The organism is Nocardiopsis sp. FR4 (assembly GCF_009830945.1).
GTDB lineage: Bacteria > Actinomycetota > Actinomycetes > Streptosporangiales > Streptosporangiaceae > Nocardiopsis.
On sequence record NZ_VWVV01000048.1, the window covers coordinates 1 to 21,302 of the forward strand.

Annotated in this window: 16 protein-coding genes and 1 pseudogene; 14 read left to right on the forward strand and 3 right to left on the reverse strand. The window is 72.3% G+C overall.

What is annotated here, in order from left to right; translation table 11 throughout:
* The first annotated feature begins 120 nt into the window (after positions 1 to 120).
* The gene (locus tag FYW95_RS26585; RefSeq protein ID WP_159945609.1) at positions 121 to 774 is read left to right on the forward strand and encodes a class I SAM-dependent DNA methyltransferase; all 654 of its coding nucleotides are present in this window, start codon (positions 121 to 123) and stop codon (positions 772 to 774) included.
* A 98-nt stretch (positions 775 to 872) separates the two neighbouring features.
* On the opposite strand, the gene FYW95_RS26590 is transcribed toward FYW95_RS26585, so the two are convergent.
* Positions 873 to 3,341: an HAD-IC family P-type ATPase gene (locus FYW95_RS26590; protein ID WP_370462449.1), complete on the reverse strand. Its 2,469-nt coding sequence runs from the start codon at positions 3,339 to 3,341 to the stop codon at positions 873 to 875.
* 344 nt (positions 3,342 to 3,685) lie between these two features.
* Here FYW95_RS26590 and FYW95_RS26595 point away from each other — a divergent pair, with 344 nt between their 5' ends.
* Positions 3,686 to 4,492, forward strand: coding sequence for an NRDE family protein (locus FYW95_RS26595; protein WP_159945607.1), 807 nt, complete (start codon positions 3,686 to 3,688; stop codon positions 4,490 to 4,492).
* 55 nt (positions 4,493 to 4,547) lie between these two features.
* On the opposite strand, the gene FYW95_RS26600 is transcribed toward FYW95_RS26595, so the two are convergent.
* Positions 4,548 to 5,813, reverse strand: a complete 1,266-nt coding sequence (locus FYW95_RS26600; RefSeq protein ID WP_159945606.1) for a glycoside hydrolase family 16 protein — start codon at positions 5,811 to 5,813, stop codon at positions 4,548 to 4,550.
* Positions 5,814 to 6,276: 463 nt separating this feature from the next.
* Between FYW95_RS26600 and FYW95_RS26605 the strand changes: the two genes are divergently transcribed.
* The 5 genes from FYW95_RS26605 (at position 6,277) to FYW95_RS26625 (ending at position 10,103) form a co-directional block, all read left to right on the forward strand.
* Positions 6,277 to 6,480: a hypothetical protein gene (locus FYW95_RS26605; RefSeq protein ID WP_159945605.1), complete on the forward strand. Its 204-nt coding sequence runs from the start codon at positions 6,277 to 6,279 to the stop codon at positions 6,478 to 6,480.
* A gap of 235 nt (positions 6,481 to 6,715) precedes the next feature.
* Positions 6,716 to 6,904 carry a hypothetical protein gene (locus FYW95_RS26610; RefSeq protein WP_159945604.1) on the forward strand — a complete coding sequence of 63 codons (189 nt, stop codon included), beginning with the start codon at positions 6,716 to 6,718 and terminating at the stop codon, positions 6,902 to 6,904.
* Positions 6,905 to 7,070: 166 nt separating this feature from the next.
* A complete protein-coding gene (gene mshC, locus FYW95_RS26615) occupies positions 7,071 to 8,294 on the forward strand; it encodes a cysteine--1-D-myo-inosityl 2-amino-2-deoxy-alpha-D-glucopyranoside ligase (RefSeq protein ID WP_159945603.1) in 1,224 nt (407 codons plus the stop codon).
* A gap of 77 nt (positions 8,295 to 8,371) precedes the next feature.
* Positions 8,372 to 9,559, forward strand: a complete 1,188-nt coding sequence (locus FYW95_RS26620) for a hypothetical protein (protein ID WP_159945602.1) — start codon at positions 8,372 to 8,374, stop codon at positions 9,557 to 9,559.
* A gap of 139 nt (positions 9,560 to 9,698) precedes the next feature.
* A complete protein-coding gene (locus FYW95_RS26625) occupies positions 9,699 to 10,103 on the forward strand; it encodes an ABATE domain-containing protein (protein ID WP_159945601.1) in 405 nt (134 codons plus the stop codon).
* An 88-nt stretch (positions 10,104 to 10,191) separates the two neighbouring features.
* Here FYW95_RS26625 and FYW95_RS26630 read toward each other — a convergent pair whose 3' ends face one another.
* The gene (locus tag FYW95_RS26630) at positions 10,192 to 11,031 is read right to left on the reverse strand and encodes a PAC2 family protein (RefSeq protein ID WP_159945600.1); all 840 of its coding nucleotides are present in this window, start codon (positions 11,029 to 11,031) and stop codon (positions 10,192 to 10,194) included.
* Between the two features lie 280 nt (positions 11,032 to 11,311).
* On the opposite strand from FYW95_RS26630, the gene metH reads away from it, so the two are divergent.
* The 7 genes and pseudogenes from metH to FYW95_RS27885 form a co-directional block, all read left to right on the forward strand.
* Positions 11,312 to 14,785 (forward strand): methionine synthase, encoded by a 3,474-nt coding sequence (gene metH / locus FYW95_RS26635; RefSeq protein WP_159945599.1) that lies wholly within the window; start codon positions 11,312 to 11,314, stop codon positions 14,783 to 14,785.
* 293 nt (positions 14,786 to 15,078) lie between these two features.
* Positions 15,079 to 15,792, forward strand: coding sequence for an HAD family hydrolase (locus FYW95_RS26640; protein ID WP_159945598.1), 714 nt, complete (start codon positions 15,079 to 15,081; stop codon positions 15,790 to 15,792).
* A 155-nt stretch (positions 15,793 to 15,947) separates the two neighbouring features.
* Positions 15,948 to 16,445 (forward strand): cellulose synthase, encoded by a 498-nt coding sequence (locus FYW95_RS26645; RefSeq protein WP_236568130.1) that lies wholly within the window; start codon positions 15,948 to 15,950, stop codon positions 16,443 to 16,445.
* A gap of 684 nt (positions 16,446 to 17,129) precedes the next feature.
* Positions 17,130 to 18,164, forward strand: coding sequence for an ABC transporter permease (locus FYW95_RS26650; protein ID WP_159945597.1), 1,035 nt, complete (start codon positions 17,130 to 17,132; stop codon positions 18,162 to 18,164).
* Between the two features lie 107 nt (positions 18,165 to 18,271).
* Positions 18,272 to 20,017 (forward strand): ABC transporter substrate-binding protein, encoded by a 1,746-nt coding sequence (locus FYW95_RS26655; protein WP_159945596.1) that lies wholly within the window; start codon positions 18,272 to 18,274, stop codon positions 20,015 to 20,017.
* 85 nt (positions 20,018 to 20,102) lie between these two features.
* Positions 20,103 to 21,116 (forward strand): ABC transporter permease, encoded by a 1,014-nt coding sequence (locus tag FYW95_RS26660; protein ID WP_159945595.1) that lies wholly within the window; start codon positions 20,103 to 20,105, stop codon positions 21,114 to 21,116.
* A 45-nt stretch (positions 21,117 to 21,161) separates the two neighbouring features.
* Positions 21,162 to 21,302 (forward strand): annotated as a pseudogene (locus FYW95_RS27885) (ABC transporter ATP-binding protein); the annotation flags it as partial.

A 21,302-nucleotide genomic window follows, 5' to 3' on the forward strand; every position in this document is an offset into this window, starting at 1 on the left:
GTGCTGCGTAACCCTGTCAAGAAGATTATCGGTAAGCCGTGTGCGGGAAAACCGCACGCACGGATTGAAAGGGGAATGAGGAGACGGGCCCGGGAACGGGTACCGCGCCTCTGACTACCAATGACCGAACCCTCCTTCCTGACCGACACCCGCGCCTCCTACGACACCGTGGCCGAGGCCTACGACGAGCTCGTCCGCGAGGATCTCGCCGCCAAGCCGCTGGACCGCGCGCTGCTCGCCGTGTTCGCCGAACTCGTCCGCGCCCGGGGCGGCCCCGTGGTCGACGTCGGGTGCGGCACCGGACGCAACACCGCCCACCTGCACGGGCTGGGCCTGGAGGTGTCGGGGATCGACCTGTCGCCGGGGATGCTGGCGGTGGCCCGCCGCAACCACCCCGGGCTGCGCTTCAGCGAGGGTTCCATGACCGGCCTGGACCTGCCGGAGGCCGCACTGGGCGGCATCGCGGCCGTGTACTCCACCATCCACGTCCCGCTGGAGCTGCTGCCGGGGGTCTTCGCCGCCTTCCGCCGCGCCCTGGTCCCGGGCGGTGAGGTGCTCGTGGTGTTCCAGGCGGGGGAGGAGCCGCCGCTGCACCTGACGGAGGCCCTCGGGCACCCCGTCACACTCGCCTTCCACCGGCGCACCCCGGAACGGATGGCGGGCCTGCTGGAGGAGGCCGGACTGCGCGTGCACACCCGCGTGGTGCGCGAGCCGGAGGACTCCGAGCGCACCCGCCACGCCTACCTGCTCGCCCGCAGGCCCGCGCACGAGTGAGGCCCGGGGGGATCCGTCCGGGCCGTTTCCCCCGGGCCGCGTCGCGGAGGCGGGCCCGGAAGGGGCGCTTCTCCCCGGCCCGGGAGGCCACCCGGGGGTCAGACCGGCTCGGGGGTGCGCTCTCCGGGCTCCTCCCCGGCGGGCTCCTCGGCGGCGCGGGCCTCGGAGCGGGCGATGACCCGGTCGTCCAGGACCCGGATCACCGTGATCACCACGATCGCCACGCCCGCCACGGCCAGCCCGGTGAGCACCTTGGCCGGGTCGCTCACGTCCAGCTCGAAGAACCACTGCCCCAGCGGTGTCACTAGGGCCAGGGTCAGCAGGCCCACCATGGAACCCACCAGCAGCACCTTCCACCACACGTACGGTTTGGCCACCAGCAGCAGCACCCACAGGGTCGTGGCGCACAGGGTGATCACCACCGCCGTGCGGTCCGCCGGGTCGGGCACCGTCCGCCCGCCCAGCACCAGCAGGTAGGTGGTCACGGCCGCGAGCCCCGCCACCACGCCCGAGGGGACGGCCAGCCGCAGTGTGCGCGCCACGAACCCCGGCCGGGCGATGTCGGTGTTGGGCGCCAGCGCCAGGAAGAACGAGGGGATGCCGAAGGTCACCGCGTTGATCAGTGTCGCGTGCCGGGGGAAGAACGGGTAGGCCACCGCCAGCAGCCCCACGATCGTGGCCAGCGTCATCGTGTAGACGGTCTTGGTGAGGAACAGGCCGGCCACCCGCTCGATGTTGCCGATCACCCGGCGGCCCTCGGCCACCACGCGCGGCAGCACCGCGAACCGGTCGTCGAGCAGCACCAGCTGGGCCACCGAGCGCGATGCCGGACTCCCCGAGCCCATCGCCACGCCGATGTCGGCCTCCTTGAGCGCCAGCACGTCGTTGACGCCGTCGCCGGTCATCGCCACCGTGTGCCCGCGCCCGCGCAGGGCCCGCACCATGTCGCGCTTGCGCTCGGGTGTCACCCGCCCGAAGGCCGAGCCGTCGGCGACCCCGCGGGAGAGTCCGGCCCCCTCCCCGGGAAGGGCGCGCGCGTCCACCGGCCGGTCCGCGCCCGGCAGGCCCAGCTCCCGGCCCACCGCTCCCACGGAGTCCGCGTGGTCCCCGGAGACGATCTTGACCGCCACGCCCTGCTCGGCGAAGTAGTCCAGGGTCGGACCGGCGTCCTCGCGCACCCTCTGGTCCAGCACCACCAGGGCCGCCGGAACCACCCGGCCCGGGGCGCCGTCGGCGTCCACCCGCGCCGAGGCGCGGGCCAGCAGCAGCACCCGGTGGCCCTGCGCGCCCAGTCGCGCCGCCTCGGCCGCGGCCGGGTCCTGGGCCGGGACCAGGACGTCGGCCGCCCCGAGCACCCAGTGCGCCTCGCCGTCGGGCGTGGCGAAGCTCGCCCCGCTCCACTTGCGGGCCGAGGAGAACTGCGCCAGGGCCAGGACCTCCCAGCCCGGGGCCTCCTGGCCCGCGGCCGCGCATCCCCGCGCGATCGCCGCCATGCTCGGATTGTGGTCCGGGTCGCCGGCCGCCAGGGCCGCCAGCACCCGGGAGGGCGGGGGACCGTCGCCGTACCCGCCCAGGTCGCGGATCCGGGCCAGCCTCATGCCCGCCTCGGTCAGGGTGCCGGTCTTGTCGGTGCAGACCACGTCCACCCGGGCCAGGCCCTCGATCGCGGGCAGCTCCTGGACCAGGCACCGGTGTCGTCCCAGCCGGATCACCCCGACCGCGAAGGCGATGCTGGTGAGCAGGATGAGCCCTTCGGGGATCATCGACACCAGCGCCGCCACCATGCCGCGCAGCGCGTCCGCGAGCGGTCCGGAGATCTGCCCGCCCGCGGTCGGCTCCTCCAGGGTCACGTGCCCGCCCATGAAGAGCTGGCTGTAGACCAGCAGGGCGCCGATGGGGAACAGCGCGTAGGTGATCCACGTGAGGATCCGGTTGATCCCCGAGCGCAGCTCCGAACGCACCAGCGAGAACCGGCTGGCCTCCTCGGCCAGGCGGGCCGCGTAGGCGTGTCGCCCCACCTTGGTGGCCCGGAACCGGCCGGTACCCGCCACCACGAAGCTGCCCGACATCACGGCGTCCCCCGGCGCCTTGACCACCGGGTCGGCCTCGCCGGTCAGCAGCGACTCGTCCACCTCCAGGCCGCCCGCCCAGGTGACGGTGCCGTCGACCACGATCTGGTCGCCCGCCCCCACCTCCAGCAGTTCGTCCAGGACGATCTCCTGCGTGGACACCCGGGTGGGAGCTCCCTCGCGCACCACCCGGGGCCGGGCGGCGTTGACGATGGCGAGCCGGTCCAGGGTGCGCTTGGCGCGCAGCTCCTGCACGATGCCGATGAGGGTGTTGATGAGGATGACCATCGCGAACAGCCCGTCCTGCACGGGGCCGATCACGGCGATGATGCCGAACAGCACGGCGATCATCGCGTTGATCCGGGTGAACACGTTGGCGCGCACGATCTGGGCGACCGTGCGGCTGGCGCGCACCGGCACGTCGTTGGTCTGCCCCGCCGCGACGCGCTCGGCGACCTCGCCGAGGGTCAGGCCGGGCTCGTCCGGGGGTCCCTGCATCCGGTCCGCGGCGCCCTGCGCACCGCCCTCGGGCCTGTCGGGTTGCTCGGGCACGCACACTCCTGGGTGGTACGGGAGGTCGAGGCGGGGGCCGGGGGACACGCCCTCCCCTGGGTCTCAACAGTAAGAGGAGACACACAGACTAGAAGACTTCCGGCCCGGACACAGGCGGACCAGCCGCCCGGACGCGGTGGTGGGCGCACCACTCCGGCCCGCGGGTCCTCCGGAAGGACGGCCGGAGCACACCGGGCGGACGAATCCGGGTACGGTGGCGTTCAGTTCTCCGTTCCCCGCCCGGACGGCCGCCGCCCGGGCCAGCCCGGGAAGCAGTAGCAAAGGTCCTCATGTGCACCGTCATCGTCGGCTTCGATCCCGGCGCCGACACACCCCTGCTCATCGCCGCGCTCAGAGACGAGATGACCTCGCGCCCCTGGGAGCGGCCCGCGCGCCACTGGCCGGACCAGCCCGACCTCGTCGGCGGCCGTGACCGCCTGGCCGGGGGTACGTGGCTGGCCGTCGACCCGGTCCGGATCCGCGTGTCCGCGCTGCTCAACGGCTGGCCCTGGGACGGGCGCATGCCCTGGGAGGGCACCTATCCGGCCAGCCGGGGGGAGCTGCCGCTGCGCGCCCTGGCCCACACCGGCCGCGACCCCCTGCACGGCCAGGACCCCACCCTGTACGCGCCCTTCCACCTGCTCGACGCCGACGCGCACCGCGCCACCCTGCACAGCTGGGACGGCCGGTGCCTGGACACCCGGACGCTGCCCACCGGGGTGAGCGTCGTGGTCAACACCGGGCTGGACCCCGACGACCCCCGGGCGGCCCGGCACGCCCCCGAGTTCGCGCGCACCCGGCCCGATCCCGACCTGGCCGCGGCGGCGGACTTGGAGGCGGTGTGGGGGCGCTGGCCCGGCCTGATCACCGAGGCCGCCCACGCCGCTCCCCGTTCCGCGGGCGCCGACGAGTCCGGCGACCCCACCGGCCTGATCGCCCGCGCGGACCTGGGCGACGGCAGGATCTGGGCCACCGGGTCGGTGACCCTGCTGGCCCTGGACCGCCACACCGTGCGCTACGCCTTCACCGACGCCCCGGCCGACCCCGGGGCGTGGCGGATGGTCGACCTGTCCACCGGGGGTCGGCCGCCGGAGTGATCCGGGCACGGCGCCGCCCGCCGGGTGGGGAAGGCCCGGCGGGCGGCACGGCGGGTCAGCCGGGCAGGTTCCACCGCTGGACGGCGCTGCCGTCGCAGTCGGCGATCTCCATGCGGGTCCCGTCGTTCTGCACCCGGCCCACGGGCTGCAGGCAGCGGCCGGACTGCGGGTTGCGCAGGGCGCCCGTGCCGCCGTCACGGGTCCAGTTCTGTGCACCGGTGCCGTTGCACTGCCACAGCTGCACCCGGGTGCCCGCCGCGGTTCCGCCGCCGGCCACGTCCAGGCACTTGCCCAGGGCCCGGAGGGTGCCGTCGGAGCCCACGGTCCACTGCTGGGCCTGGTTGCCGTTGCAGTGGGCCAGCTGGATCGGGGTCCCGTCGGCCGTCTGGGCCCCGGCCACGTCCAGGCAGATGCCGTTGGAGGCGGTGACCGTGCCGGTTCCGCCGCCGGGGCCGTTGCCCTCGGACCCGTGGATGCGGACGTAGTCGACGACCATCTGCTGCGGGAACCGGGTGGTTTCGTCCGGGTAGCCGGGCCACTCGCCGCCGACGGCGACGTTGAGGATCAGGAAGAAGGGCTGGTCGTAGACCCAGGGGTTGCCGCCGACGTCGGCGGGGGTGACGGTGTTGTACACGTTGCCGTCCACCGACCACGTGATGGAGCCGGGGGCCCAGTCGATGGCGAAGGTGTGGAAGTCGTCGGCGAAGGACCAGCCCCGGGGATGGGTGTAGGAGGCGCCGATGCCGCCGCCGCCGGAGTAGCCGGGGCCGTGGACGGTGCCGTGCACCCTGTGCGGTTCGTGGCCGACGTTCTCCATGATGTCGATCTCGCCGGAGTGGGGCCAGGGGGTGTCGGGGAAGTCGGCGCCGAGCATCCAGAAGGCGGGCCAGACGCCCTGGCCGCGGGGGATCTTGATCCGGGCCTCGATGCGGCCGTAGGCGTGCTCGATCTTGTTCTGGGTGGTGATGCGGGCGGAGGTGTAGCCGCCGTCGGCCTCCCTGCGGGCGGTGATGACGAGGTTGCCGTCGCCGTCGAGCGCGGAGTTGTCACGGCTGGCGGTGTAGTTCTGGAGTTCGTTGTTGCCCCAGCCGTGGTCGCCGGTCTCGTGGTTCCAGTGGGCGGGGTTGGGCGCGCTTCCGGCGGGGCCGTCGAACTCGTCGGACCACACCAGGGCGCTCTGCGCCTGGGCCGCCTGGACGGTGGGGGCGGCCTCGGGAACGGGCGCGGCCGACGCGCTGGCGGGGGCCAGCAGCGCCGCGGCGGCCAGGACCGACGCGGCGGCGCCGAGCAGGGATCTGGGTGAGCGGTACGCGGTGCGCATGGGATCACTCCGGGGGGAGGGCCCCGCCTGGGCGGGGCGCGAGCGGGCGGAGTTCGGCCCGAGGCGTGCGGGGTCCGCACGGAACGACCGTGCGCGGTTGCCCGGTCACGCATCGGATCGAATTGTTAAGTTACTGTACGTTTAGCTTCGGATGGACACAAGGGTCCGAAGGGGAATTGGGGACAGACCTTTTCGGGGCGAATCCGCGGCCGCTCGGCGTGGCGCAGTGCATCGGTGGTCCGACGCTATGCATTCCCGGCCGGGTCGCAGGGTAGAGGACAGGAACATCGTGGCGGCGCGCCTCCCCGCACTCCGCTGACCTGGGAGGCGTCGAAAGGATTCCGGAAGCGCGCCAGAGGCGCCGGACGGAATCGTGTTCACGGTGAACCCGGGGAGCGGAACACGCGTCACACCGTGACCCGGGGTACCCCCTGACCACCCACTCCACCCCGAAGGACCGCCCATGAGCGCCATCACCGTCCACGGACACGCCCGTCTCGACGACCCCTCCGCCCGCGCCGACCGCCGCGCCACGGCCCGGGCCGGCTGGCGGCTGCGCGCCGACATCGCCGACATCACCGAGTTCGGTTCGGCCGAGGACCCCGCCCTGGCGCACGCGAGCCGGGAGCTGGACCTGCTGGAGACCGCCGCCGCCGCCCGTCCCTGAGCCCGTGCCGCCAGGGAGGGGCGGCACGGGACCGGCGGGCGGAACCCCACGGCGCCCCGGGGCCGCGGCGCGCGCCCGGCCGTCGCCGCGCCCGCTGAGCAGGGCGTCATGACCACTGCCACACCAACGGGTAAACGAACGTGTCAACCCCCAGTGTGACCGGGGCGTCTCTGAGAGAGACGGATCGCAGGCCGTCAGGCTCGCGCGGGGACGCGCGTTCACGGCAGGGGGCACGATGGAGGGCCGAAACGGCAACCTGGTGGAGACCGGAGCGTACTGGCTGCTCTACGTGGTCTCGGTCAGCGGCGCGCTGCTGCACTGGCGGCTCGGCAACGAGGGCATGGCGGCCGTGTGCGCCGCCGCGGCGGTCGTGGGCGCGCTCCTCATCGGCCGGCGGCGCCCCAGCGTCACCGCGCCCCGCTGAACCGCCGAGGCCCGCGGCCGCGCCCCGAAGCGCCGGGTTCCCGGGGCCGCCGCGCCGCGGACGGCGCCGGCCGGACTATTCCCGTCCGGTGTGGGGTGATCATCACCCCGGGCCGCCGCCCTCCCGTGGAGGCGTCGCGCACGCGTGTGCGGATAGTCTTCCCCGTATGCGTTCATGGTCTGCGCCTGACATCGTCCCCCTGCCGGGCACCGGCGGCCCCCTGCGTCTCCACGACACCGCCACCGGCCGGATAAGGACGACGACGCCGGGCCCGCGGGCGGGGATGTACGCCTGCGGCATCACCCCCTACGACGCCGCCCACCTGGGCCACGCGTTCACCTACCTCACCTTCGACCTGGTCAACCGGGTCTGGCGGGACGCCGGGCACGACGTCGACTACGTGCAGAACACCACCGACATCGACGACCCGCTGCTGGAGCGCGCCCGGGACACGGGGGTGGACTGGCGCGACCTGGCCCACCGCGAGATCGACGTGTTCCGCCGGGACATGGCCGCGCTGCGGATCCTGCCGCCCACCTCCTTCGTCGGCGTGGTGGAGTCGGTCGACCTCATCAGCGACCTGGCCGCGCGCATCCGCGACAGCGGCGCCGCCTACGAACTCGACGGCGACCTGTACTTCTCCGCCGCCGAGGCCCCCGAGTTCGGCGAGATCAGCCACCTGGACCGGGAGCGGATGCTGGAGCTGTTCGGCGAGCGCGGCGGCGACCCCCGGCGCCCGGGCAAGAAGGACCCCCTGGACTGGCTGCTCTGGCGCGCCGAGCGCCCCGACGAGCCCGCCTGGGACAGCCCGCTGGGCCGCGGCCGCCCCGGCTGGCACATCGAGTGCAGCGCCATCGCCCTGGACCGGCTGGGCCCGGGCTTCGACCTCAACGGCGGCGGCAGCGACCTGATCTTCCCCCACCACGAGATGGGGGCGGCCGAGGCCCGCTGCGCCACGGGCGGCCCCAACGCCCACCACCACCTGCACGTGGGCATGGTCGGCCTGGACGGCGAGAAGATGTCCAAGTCGCTGGGCAACCTGGTGTTCGTGTCCCGGCTGCGCGAGGAGGGCGTGGACCCGGCCGTGATCCGCCTGGCCATGCTCGCCCACCACTACCGCGCGCCGTGGGAGTGGACCGACGCCGAACTGCCCGCCGCCACCGCGCGCGCCGAGCGCTGGCGCGCCGCCCTGGCCCTGGGCGCGGCCCCCGACGCCGCCCCGGTGCTGGCCGCCGTGCGCGCCGCGCTGGCCGAGGACCTGGACTCGCCCGCCGCGCTGGCCGCGGTGGACGCCTGGGCCGACACCGCCCTGACCGGGGGCGGTGCCGACACCGGCGCGCCCGCCCTGGTCCGCGCCACCGTCGACACCCTGCTCGGCGTCCTGCTGTAGGCAGCGGGCCCCGTGCGCCCGCCCCGGCGGCGCGGACGGGGCCGCCGACTGTCGGCGGGCGCTGTCATGATCGGCCCATGCAGACAGGACTGGACGTGCTCCAGAACACCGCATGGGACCGGACCTTCCACGCCTACGGCAGCGCCGCCGACGCACCCGCGCACCTGCTCGCCCTCGCCGAGGGCGACGACGCCGCGCGCACCCGGGCACTGGACTACCTGCACAGCGCGATCCTGCACCAGGGCACCCTCTACCCGGCCACCCCGCCGGTCGCACTGTGCGTGGCCGGGCTGCTGGACCGGCCCAGCCTCGGGTTCCCTGCCACGGGCACGATCCCGAGGGCCCGGGGGGCCGCCCCCGTCTCCCCGCGCGCGGGCCTGCTCGAATTCCTCACCGACGTGGCCGTCAGCGCCACCGTCGACGCCACCGACGCGGAACTGGCCGCGCGGGCGCACCTGCCCGGGGACGAACGCGAACGCCTCCTGCGGGCGTGCGCCTCCGACGACGAGCTGGCGTGGCTGGAGCCCGGGGCGGAGGCGCTCCTGTGCCAGGCGGTGGTCGACCTGCGCGCCGCCGCGCCCGCCCTGGCCGGGGCGGTCCACCCCTTCCTCACGCACGGCGACCCGCTGACGCGCATCCGCGCGGTGGAGGCCGCGGGGGCCCTCGCGCGCATGGGCGGCCTGGACCTGGACCTGTCCGGAGCCGCCGACATGGCCGAGTCCCGCGACGAGGGCGCCGTGATCGTCCTGGCCCTGGGCGGAACCGGCGGGGACACCTCCGAGTTCCTCTCCCACGCCGATCCGGCCATCCGGGCCTGCGCCGCCCTGGCCCCCGCCCAGAGCGGCAACCCCGCCGCCACCGCGGAACTGGCCGCCGCGCTGGCCGACCCGGCGGCGGCCGACGCCTGGTTCACCACGCGTCCCGCCCTCTTCGGCGGGCACGTGCGCTTCACCCTGGTCCGCGTCCTGGCGGAGCGCTCGCGGCCCCGGGACGCCGAACGGCTGCTCCCCGTACTGGCCGCCCTGGCCCCGCTCACGTCGACGTTCACGGCGGCGGCCGACGCCGGCCCGCTGCTCTCCCTGGCCTTCGCGGAGGGGGGACCGGACGGGTCCGCCGACCTCACCGGTGTCCAGCGCGCCTACCTGCGGATCCTGTGCGACCACGAGGGTTTCTGGGACGGGCGGACGGTCAGCTTCCAGGTCTGCCTCAAGCAGCTGGGGCTGCCCGTGGACCGGGCGGGGATCCGCGCGCTGCTGGGGGATTGAGGGCGGGTCGACACCGGCACGCCCGTGGCGGGCGGTTCGTTCGCGGTTGTCGTGTTCTGCACGTGCAGGTTGACCACCTGTGGCCACGGTCCGGAGAAAACGCCGGTGCCGGGGGCTCCGGCGTGGTGGGATAGCCCCCATGAGCACCCCCACGAAGCACAGCACGGCCGCCGCACTCATCGCGGACTTCGTCTCCACCGACGGCCATCTCACCGACCGGGCCGACCTGGCGCGGTTCCTGCGCGCGCACCGGTTGGCCACGGAGGGAGCCATCCCCATCACCCTGGCCGACCTGGACGAGGCGATCGCCCTGCGCGACGGCATCCGCGCGGTCCTGGACCGCCGCGCCGAGCCCGACCAGGAGGCCATCGCCCGGGGGCAGAAGGTGCTGGACGGCCTGCGCGTGACGGTGCGGCTCCAGCCCGCCGCCGGACCGCACCTGGCCCCCGCGGTGGTGGACGAGGTCCGTCGCGGCCTGGCCCGGATCGCGGGTGCCTGGGCCTGGGTGCTGGCCACGGGGGAGTGGCGCCACCTTCGGCTGTGAGGCCCTCCGGGCCGGGGCCTCCGGTGCGGGCCCCGGGTCAGCGCCCGGGCGGGCCAGCGCGCCCCCGGGCCGCCCGGACCGGCGCGGCTCAGCTCTCGTCGCGGCGGCGCAGGTAGCGCTCGAAGTCCCGGGCGATCGCGTCCCCGGAGGCCTCGGGAAGGTCGGCGGTGTCCTTGGCCTCCTCCAGGCCGCGCACGTACGCCGCGATGTCCTCGTCCTCGGCGGTCAGCTCGTCGACGTTGGTCTCCCAGGAGACAGCGTCCTCGGGCAGGTCGCCCAGGGGCATCCGCAGGCCCAGGAGGTCCTCCAACCACGCCAGCAGCGCCAGGGTCGCCTTGGGGCAGGGGGGCTGGGCGACGTAGTGCGGGATGGAGGCCCACAGCGACACCGTCTCCAGGCCCGCCGAGCCGAACGCCTCGTGCGCCACGCCCAGGATGCCGGTGGGGCCCGCGTAGGTGGTCGTCTCCAGGCCCAGGCCGGCGCCCAGCTCCACGGGCGAGGCCATCCCGGACACCGGGATCGGCCGGGTGTGCGGGGCGTCCGCCAGCAGCGAGCCGAGCATCACCGCCCGCCGCACCCCCAGTTCGCGGGCCACGGCGAGCAGGTCGGCGGTGTAGGAGCGCCACCGCATGTTCGGTTCCGGGCCGGTCACGAGGACCACGTCGCGCCCCGAACCCGGGGGCCGGGCCACCCGGAACCGGGTCGTCGGCCACTCGATGCCGCCGACCTCGCCGTCCACGACCGATATGCGAGGCCGGGTCACCTGGAAGTCGTAGTAGTCGTCCGGTGTCAGGGCGCACAGCTCGTAGGCGCCCCACTCCCTGGCCAGGTGCTCCACGGCGAGGCTCGCGGCCTCGCCGGCGTCGTTCCATCCCTCGAACGCCGCCACCATCACAGGTTCGACAAGCTCACGGACGAGCTTGGTCATCGACGGCCCCTTCCTGCGCGCGGACGCATCCACCCTACGGGGTGGCGACCCGCCCGGGGAACCGTTGACCGCACCCGGCCGGGGAGGGGGACCGCGCCTTTCTGGGACGCCTGTCTCATCTGACGGAACGGCCGATCGGGTAGCCTCGCAGGCAGCGACTGACAAGGACGCCGCTGTCCCCGGACGCCCGACCCGCCCCGCACCGCGGGTCCACCCAGTGCCACGCGTCACGGGGATATCAGCTGGGCCGCCGCGGTGCTCACACATAGAGTTGCTGAACATGAGAGCTAGTCCCACCTTCCGCGAAGCACTGTCCCAGCGCGTCGTCGTGGCGGACGGAGCGATGGGCACCATGCTCCAGGCGCACGATCTCGACCTCGACCAGTTCGAGGGCCATGAGGGCTGCAACGACATCCTCAACCTCACGCGTCCCGACATCGTCCACGACACCCATGCCGCCTTTCTTGCCGTGGGTTCGGACTGCATCGAGACCAACACCTTCTCCGCCAACCTGGGCGGGTTGGCCGAGTACGGCATCGAGGACCGCACCTACGAGATCGCCCAGGCCGGAGCACGGGTGGCCCGTGAGGCCGCCGACTCCTACTCCACCCCCGACCACCCCCGCTACGTCCTCGGATCCGTGGGACCGGGCAACCGGCTGCCCACGCTGGGCCACGCGCCCTACGCCCTGCTGCGCGACTACTACGAGCAGTGCGCGCGCGGCCTCATCGACGGCGGGTCCGACGCCATCCTCATCGAGACCTGTCAGGACCTGCTCCAGGTCAAGGCCGCGGTGGTCGCCGCCAAGCGCGCCCGCGCGGCGGCGGGCCGGGACGTGCCGATCATCGCCCAGGTCAGCATCGAGACCAACGGCACCATGCTGCTGGGTTCGGAGATCGGCGCCGCGCTGACCGCCCTGCGACCGCTCGACATCGACGTCATCGGCCTCAACTGCTCCACGGGCCCGGCCGAGATGAGCGAGCACCTGCGCTACCTGTCGCACCACTCGCCCATCCCCGTCTCCTGCATGCCCAACGCGGGCCTGCCCGAGCTGGGTCCCGACGGCGCCGTCTACAACCTCTCCCCGGCGGAGCTGGCCGACGCCCACGACACCTTCACCTCCGAGTTCGGCCTGAGTCTGGTGGGCGGCTGCTGCGGCACCACCCCCGAGCACCTGCGCCAGGTGGTCGAGCGCGTCCAGGGCCGCGGGATCAAGAACCGCAGGCCGCTGGTGGAGGCGGCCGCCTCCTCGCTGTACCAGAGCGTGCCCTTCCGCCAGGACGCCAGCTACCTGGCCGTGGGCGAGCGCACCAACGCCAACGGTTCCAAGAAGTTCCGCGAGGCGATGCTGGAGGAGCGCTGGGACGACTGCGTGGAGATCGCCCGCGACCAGATCCGCGACGGTGCGCACCTGCTCGACCTCAACGTCGACTACGTGGGCCGCGACGGCGTGCGCGACATGCGCGAGCTGGCCTCGCGCTTCGCCACATCCTCCACGCTGCCGATCATGCTCGACTCCACCGAACCGCCCGTGCTGGAGGCGGGTCTGGAGTCCCTCGGCGGCCGGTCGGTGGTCAACTCGGTCAACTACGAGGACGGCGACGGACCCGACTCCCGGTTCACACGGGTCATGGAGCTGGTCAAGGAGCACGGGGCCGCCGTGGTGGGCCTGTGCATCGACGAGGAGGGCCAGGCGCGCACCGCCGAGTGGAAGCTGCGCGTGGCCACCCGCCTCATCGAGCAGATCACCGGTGAGTGGGGGCTGCCCACCAGCGACATCATCATCGACTGCCTCACCTTCCCCATCACCACGGGGCAGGAGGAGACCCGCCGGGACGGCATCGAGACGCTGGAGGCCATCCGCGAGCTCAAGCGCCGCTACCCGGACGTGCAGACCACGCTGGGGCTGTCCAACCTGTCCTTCGGCGTCAACCCGGCCGCCCGTATCGTGCTGAACTCGGTGTTCCTGCACGAGGCGGTCCAGGCGGGCCTGGACTCGGCGATCGTGCACGCCTCCAAGATCGTGCCGATCAACCAGATCCCCGAGGAGCAGCGCCAGGTCGCCCTGGACCTGGTCTACGACCGGCGCGAGGGCGACTACGACCCGCTCTCGCGCTTCATCGACCTGTTCGAGGGCGTGGACGCCAAGTCCATGCGGGCCTCACGCGCCGAGGAGCTGGCCGCTCTCCCGCTGTGGGAGCGCCTGGAGCGCCGCATCATCGACGGCGAGATGGCCGGGATGGAGGCCGACCTGGACGAGGCGCTGGAGAGCAGGCCCGCCCTGGCCATCGTCAACGACACCCTCCTGGCGGGTATGAAGACCGTCGGCGAGCTGTTCGGCTCCGGACAGATGCAGCTGCCCTTCGTGCTCAAGTCGGCCGAGGTCATGAAGGCCGCCGTGGCCTACCTCGAACCGCACATGGAGAAGAGCGACGACGAGGGCAAGGGCCGCATCGTCCTGGCCACCGTCAAGGGCGACGTCCACGACATCGGCAAGAACCTCGTCGACATCATCCTGTCCAACAACGGCTACGACGTGGTCAACATCGGCATCAAGCAGCCGGTGTCGGCGATCCTGGAGGCGGCCGAGAAGGAGCGCGCGGACGTCATCGGCATGTCCGGCCTGCTGGTCAAGTCCACGGTGATCATGAAGGAGAACCTGGAGGAGATGAACTCCAGGGGCCTGTCCGAGCGCTTCCCGGTGCTGCTGGGCGGTGCCGCGCTCACCCGCTCCTACGTGGAGCAGGACCTGGCCGAGGTCTTCGACGGCCACGTGCGCTACGCCAAGGACGCCTTCGAGGGGCTGCGCCTGATGGACGCCTTCATGGCGGTCAAGCGCGGCGAGGAGGGCGCCGAACTGCCCGCGCTGCGCCAGCGCCGGGTGAGGTCGGGGACCAAGCTGAAGGTGACCGAACCCGAGGAGATGCCCGCCCGCAGCGACGTGTCGACCACCAACCGGATCCCCGAGCCGCCCTTCTGGGGCGACCGGATCAGCAAGGGCATCCCGCTGGCCGACTACGCCGTATTCCTCGACGAGCGGGCCACCTTCATGGGCCAGTGGGGCCTGAAGGCCGCGCGCGGCGGCGGGGGGCCCAGCTACGAGGAGCTCGTGGAGACCGAGGGCCGGCCGCGGCTGCGGATGTGGCTGGACCGCATCCAGACCGACGGCCTGCTGGAGGCGGCCGTGGTGCACGGCCACTTCCCCTGCTACAGCGAGGGCGACGACCTGGTCGTGCTGGACGAGGAGGGCAGGCGGGAGCGCACCCGCTTCACCTTCCCGCGCCAGCGCCGCGACCGGCACCTGTGCCTGGCCGACTTCTTCCGGCCCAAGGAGTCCGGGGAGCTGGACGTGGTCTCCTTCCAGGTGGTGACGGTGGGCCCGGCGATCAGCCGCGCCACGGCCGAGCTGTTCGAGAAGAACGCCTACCGCGACTACCTGGAGCTGCACGGCCTGTCCGTGCAGCTGACCGAGGCGCTGGCCGAGTACTGGCACACGCGTGTGCGCGCGGAGCTGGGCTTCGCCGGTGAGGACCCGGCGGAGCTGGACGCCTTCTTCAAGCTCGGCTACCGGGGCGCGCGCTTCTCCCTGGGGTACGGGGCCTGCCCCGACCTGGAGGACCGGGCCAAGATCATGAGCCTGCTGGAGCCCGAGCGGGTGGGCGTGACGCTGTCGGAGGAGTTCCAGCTGGTGCCGGAGCAGGCCACCGACGCGATCGTGGTCCACCACCCGGAGGCGACCTACTTCAACGTCTGACCGGACCCGCTGCCCGGGCGTTCGGCCTCCGGCCGACCGGCCCCGCCCCCTCGCGCGAGGGGGCGGGGCCGGCGCCGTGCGGGGCGGGTGTGGGACAGCTCTCCGCCTGGGGCCGCCCGAGTGTTCGTAGTGTGGAAAGCAGGCCGACAGATCCTCTTCACGGCGCGGGCGCCCGGCGTCCAGCACGATGATGAAGCACACCGGGGCGCCTCGCGGATGAGGCGGGGAACCCATGACACACGAGGGGAGAGCGTGGCCTCCTCCGGCCCCGGCCGGGACGCGCCACCGATCGTATGAGTGAACAGAGCACGCTGAGCCGTGGGAGCTCCGACGCCGTGGCAGCCGGGGGCAGACGCCTCCAGGCCGTGCTGCTGGACATGGACGGCACCCTCATCGAGAGCGAACACCTGTGGGGCGAGGCCGAGGCCGAGCTGACCGCCGAACTGGGCGGGGTGTGGACCGAGGAGGACCACCTGCGCAACGTCGGCAACGCCGCCGAACCGGTGGGCCGCTACATCATCGGGGTGACCGGGGCCGACCACCTCACCCCGCGCGAGGTCGCCGACCGCCTCTACGCCCGGTTCCGCGCCAAGCTGGCCGGGGGCGCCCGGCTGCGCCCGGGGGCCAAGGAGCTGGTGACCATGCTCTCCGAGGCCGGGGTGCCGGTGTCCCTGGTGACCTCCACCGAGCGCTCGCTCGTGCAGGCGGCGATCGGCGGGATCGGTCTGGACAACTTCGACGACTCGGTGGCCGGGGACGAGGTGGCCGCCAACAAGCCCGATCCCGACCCCTACCTCAGGGCCGCCCGGCGGCTGGGCGTGGACCCCGCGCGCTGTGTGGCCGTGGAGGACTCGGTGGTCGGCGTGGCCGCTGCCGCCGACGCCGGGTGCGTGACGATCGCGGTGCCCAACCACGTGGAGATCCCGCCCCGCGAGGGCGTGGTGTTCCGGGAGAGCCTGGTGGGCGTGGACCTGGCCTGGCTGGAGTCCCTGGTCGCCGACCGCTGACCCCTCTTTCCGCGGGTCGGTCCGCGGACGGCCCGGTACGGCCGTGCGACTCCGGGTAGCGTGGATGCGGTGGCCCCGAGGAGGCGCCGGATCGGGGCGACAACCTAGGGGATCGGCCGGATGTGCGTTCCGGCGCCGGATGGGAGACTGGGCCCATGCCTGAGAATCTGACATGGATGACCGGTCTGGTCCTGGGAGGCGGCCTCACCCTCGTGGGACTGGTGATCTCCCTCGTCGTGTGGCGGGCCAGGGGCGCCGCCTCGGGTCTGCGGGGGGTGGCGTGGTCGCTGCTGCCGCTGGTCGCCGGTCTGCTCGGGCTGATGAACGCCGTCTGGCAGTTCTCCCTGAGCGTCCTGGGCATCCTGGCCGGACTGCTGTTCAACCCGCTGGTGTGGGCCGGGGTGGTCCTGGCGGGTGTGTCCGTGGTGCTCTTCGTGGTCTCGGGCGTCATGCGCGCCCGGGGCGTGGGGACCCGCCCCCGGGGGAGGGCCGCGAAGGCGGACCAGGGCGGGGCGGCCGCGCCGGGTCCCGCGGCCGGGAGCCGTGCGTCCCAGGCCCAGGTAGGGGGTTCCGCGCCGGCGAAGGGCGGGGCCGACGACCTCTCCGACTTCAGTGACATCGAGGATCTGCTGCGCAAGCGCGGTATCGAGTAGCCGCCGCGGCGCCGGGGCGGGGAGGGACGGATCCGTCCCTCCCCGCCCCCGTTGCGCGGGCCCCTCCGTGCGGGCCCGGGCGGAGGGCCCGGGTGTGAGCACCGCCACGGACGTTTCCTCCGTGTCGCACGGGTGTTGCCGGCGGTCGGACAGCTCCCTCCGCGGCCGGATCCGGTCGCGGAGGGAGCCGGATTCGCCACGCTGCGACACATAGCACTTGTCATAGCACCGCGCTGACGGGTGCGGTCCGGTGTCCGCGGGGACCTACCGTAGATCCCGCGATATGACGCCATCGCCCCAGCTGGGCGCTGGTCATCCCACGAATGGCGATCTGATGCCCTTTTGGGCTATATACGTTTTTTGACATTCTTTGTCACGATTTAGATACATGGCCAGATGTTGGACGATCTGCGTTCAACGGGCGAGTAGGTTGGTCGCTGTGTAACAGCCCGGGCGTCAAGGTCCGAGTGTGTCCAACTCCGCACGTGAGGTGGCACACCCTCGAGGACCGGGGTCTGGAGGGCGGGTGAACCTCCCGTCGTGCCGACCGGCGCCCACGCCAGCCAGTGTCGAGAACCGACCGGCCCCATCGTGAGACCGAGGGTCACCCTCCCCGGCGGTCCCGCGTGTGGGTTCTGTCGCGTTCCCCTCGGCCAGAAGCTACGAGTGGAGAGTGGTGGCCTGATGAGCGCGCCCTCGCATGCCCCTGAGTCGGCGGAGCAGTCCGACGAGGTGAACGCCGCCGAGCAGGCGCGGGAGGTCCACGGGGACTCCGACAATCGGTCCCTGCGCCAGATCGCCTGGCAGCGGCTGCGCAAGGACAAGGTCGCGATGGTCTCCGGCGTGGTCGTGGTCCTGCTCATCCTCGCCGCGGTCTTCGCGCCCCTGCTGGTCAAGTGGTTCGGGCACCCGCCCACCCAGTTCCACCAGGACCTCATCGACCCCGCCACCCGGATCCCCTACGCGGACCCGGAGAACCAGACAGGTACCGACCCCTGGGGCGGCATCAGCTCCGAGCACCTGCTGGGCGTGGAGCCCACCACCGGCCGCGACATGTTCAGCCGCCTGCTCTACGGGGCCCAGATCTCGCTGCTGGTCGCCTTCCTCGCCACGCTGGTCTGCGTGGCCCTCGGCACCGTCCTGGGCATCCTCGCGGGCTACCTCGGCGGCTGGGTCGACACCGTCATCAGCCGGGCCATGGACATCTTCCTGGCCTTCCCGCTGGTCCTCTTCGCCATCGCACTCGTGGGCGTCATCCCCGAGGGTGTCCTCGGGCTGACCGGCAACGGGCTGCGCATCGGCGTCATCGTCTTCATCATCGGCTTCTTCAACTGGCCCTACATCGCCCGCATCGTGCGCGGACAGACACTGTCCCTGCGCGAGCGCGAGTTCGTGGAGGCCGCCCGGAGCCTGGGCGCCAGCAACCGGCACATCCTCCTCAGGGAGATCCTGCCCAACCTGGTGACGCCGATCATCGTCTACTCCACACTGCTCATCCCCACGAACATCCTGTTCGAAGCGGCCCTGAGCTTCCTCGGCGTCGGCATCAACCCCCCCACCCCGAGCTGGGGCAAGATGCTCGACGAGGCGGTGAACTTCTACGCCCAGGGCCCCTACTTCATCGTCTATCCCGGTCTGGCCATCTTCATCACCGTGCTCGCGTTCAACCTCTTCGGTGACGGCCTGCGCGACGCCTTCGACCCCAAGACCTCAGACTGACCCGCGGCCCCGAGGGGAAGCGGCCCCGCCCCACCTCCCCTCCCGGACCAAGGGTCCGACCACAGGTTGATCCCACCTTCACCATCAGGTTCAAGAGAGGCAGTTCCTTGAGGAAACGCACCCTCGGCTTCGTCGCGCTCGGCGCGGCGGCGTCCATCCTCCTGTCCGCCTGCGGCGGCGGTGACACCGGCGGCGAGTCCGCGTCCGGCAACACCTTCGACCAGGGCTCCACCGAGGTCGTCAACCCCTCCGACGCCACCGGCGGCACCCTGCGCTACGCCATCGCGGGCGACTTCGACTCCACCGACCCCGCCAACACCTACTACGCGTTCAACTGGAACTTCTCCCGGTACTACGCGCGTACGCTGCTGGCCTTCAACCCCGAGCCCGGCGAGCACGCCACCGACCTGGTCCCGGACCTGGCCGAGGCCCTGCCCGAGCCCAACGACGACTTCACCGAGTGGACCGTCAAGATCCAGGAGGGCCTCAAGTACGAGGACGGCTCCGAGATCACGGCCGAGGACATCAAGTACGGCATCGCCCGCGCCAACTTCAACGGCGGCGTGTTCAGCGAGGGCCCGCAGTACTTCGCGGCCCACCTGGACCAGGACGAGCACAACGTCTACGAGGGCTCCGACCCGCTCGCGGGCTTCGACTCCATCGAGACCCCGGACGACTACACGCTGGTCTTCCACCTCAAGGACTCCTTCTCGGAGTTCCCGAACGTGCTGACCCAGCCGCAGACCGCCCCGGTGCCGATCGAGGCCGACCGCGGGGAGCTCTACCAGGAGCACGTCATCTCCTCCGGCCCGTACAAGTTCGACGGGAACTACGAGCCCGGCGTCAAGCTCCACCTGGAGCGCAACGAGCACTGGGACCCGGAGACCGACCCGATCCGCCGGGCGCTGCCGGACCGCATCGAGGTCGAGATCGGCGTCAACCAGGACGAGATCGACGAGCGCCTGGTCAACGGCGAGCTGGACGTGGACCTCGCGGGTACCGGTGTCGGCCCGGCGATGTTCTCCCGCCTGCAGGGTGACGAGAGCGTCCAGGGCAACCTGGACAACCCGTACTCGGGCGCCCTGCGCTACGTGAACATCCACACCCCGATCATCGAGGACGTGGCCTGCCGCCAGGCGATCATGTACGCGGCCAACCGCGACAGCATGTGGCGCGCCTGGGGCGGCACCAAGGGCGGCGACATCGCCACCAACCTGCTCCCGCCGGCGATCCCCGGCTCCAACCCCGACTCGGACCTGTACCCGTCCGAGGACAACAAGGGTGACCTGGAGGCCGCGAAGGCCAAGCTCGAGGAGTGCGGCGAGGCCGACGGCTTCGAGACCAACATCGCGGTCCGCGCCGAGCGCGAGAAGGACGTCCAGACGGCCGAGGCCCTGCAGGAGTCCCTGGCCCAGATCGGCATCAAGGCCGAGATCAAGACCTTCCCGTCCGCCGACTTCTTCGGCCAGTACGCCGGTTCCCAGGACTACGTCCGCGAGAACAACATCGGCCTGAGCGTCTCGGGCTGGGGCCCGGACTGGCCCACCGGCTACGGCTTCGCCTCCAAGATCACCCACGGCGACGCGATCATGGAGACCGGCAACTTCAACACCGCCGAGCTCGACGACCCCGAGGTCAACGCGCTGTGGGACCAGGCCCTCCAGACCGAGGACCCCGAGGAGCGCGCCAGCATCTACGAGCAGATCGACACCCTGGTCATGGAGAACGCGGCCATCCTGCCCGTCGTCTTCGACAAGGTCCTGCTCTACCGCTCCGACGAGCTCACCAACGTCTACTACCAGCCCGCGTACATGATGTACGACTACATGGCGCTCGGTGTGGACCGCGGCTAGCCCACCTACCGGCCTGAACTAGTACGAGAAGGCAGGTGAAAGCGGCGGGACCCCACGGCCCCGTGGGGCCCCGCCGCCGACCGCGATGCTGAACTACATTCTTCGCCGCCTGGGGGCGGGACTGCTGCTGCTCGCCGTCGTCACGGCGGTGACCTTCTGGATCTTCTACGTCCTGCCCCGTTGGGCGGGCGTGACACCGCGCGGTATGGCCGCGCTGTACGTGGGCAAGGCCCCCACCCCCGAGGCGCTCGACGCCACGGTGGAGCGGCTGGGCCTGGACCAGCCCATCGCGGTGCAGTTCCTGGACTTCCTGCGCGGGCTGCTGTTCGGCGAGCAGTTCACCTTCGGCCGGGAGACGGTGGAGTGCGCCGCGCCCTGCCTGGGGTACTCCTTCACCACCAACAGCCCCGTGCTGCCCCAGATCCTGGACCGCCTGCCGGTCACCCTGTCCCTGGGCCTGGGCGCCGCGGTGATCTGGGTCGTCGGCGGCGTGACCGTCGGCGTGATCTCTGCGGTCAAGAAGGGCAGCGTCTTCGACCGCCTGGCCATGGGCACCGCCCTGGTCGGCGTGTCCCTGCCCATCTACTTCACCGGCCTGCTGGCCCTGGCCTTCCTGGTCCACGAGTGGAAGCTGTTCCCGGTCACGCGCTACGTGCCGCTGACCGAGGACCCGGTCATGTGGTTCCAGGTCATGTTCCTGCCCTGGGTGACCCTGGCCTTCCTGCACGCGGCGCAGTACGCGCGCCAGACCCGGGCGGGCATGCTGGAGACCCTGGGCGAGGACTACATCCGCACCGCCCGGGCCAAGGGCCTGAGCGAGGGCCGCGTGATCTTCAAGCACGCACTGCGCCCCACCCTGACGCCGATCGTCACCATTCTGGGACTGGACATCGGCATGGTCCTGGGCGGCGCGATCCTCACCGAGAAGGTGTTCTCGCTCAACGGTGTGGGCGCCTACGCCATCGACTCGATCGTGTCCAAGGACCTGCCCGTCATCCTGGGCGTGACCCTGCTGGGCGCTGTCTTCATCGTCATCTGCAACCTCATCGTCGACCTGCTGTACCCGATCGTCGACCCGCGGGTGCGGATCGCGAAGTAACACCCGACAGCGTTGACCAGACCAGCTCTAACGAAGGAAAGTGACATGGCCTCGACCGAGCCCGTCGTCCGCGTGGACGACCTGCGGGTGACGTTCCCGACCATGGACGGCGACGTCCACGCGGTGAACGGGTTGTCCTTCGAGGTGCCCGCGGGCGGTGCCCTGGGCATCGTGGGCGAGTCCGGC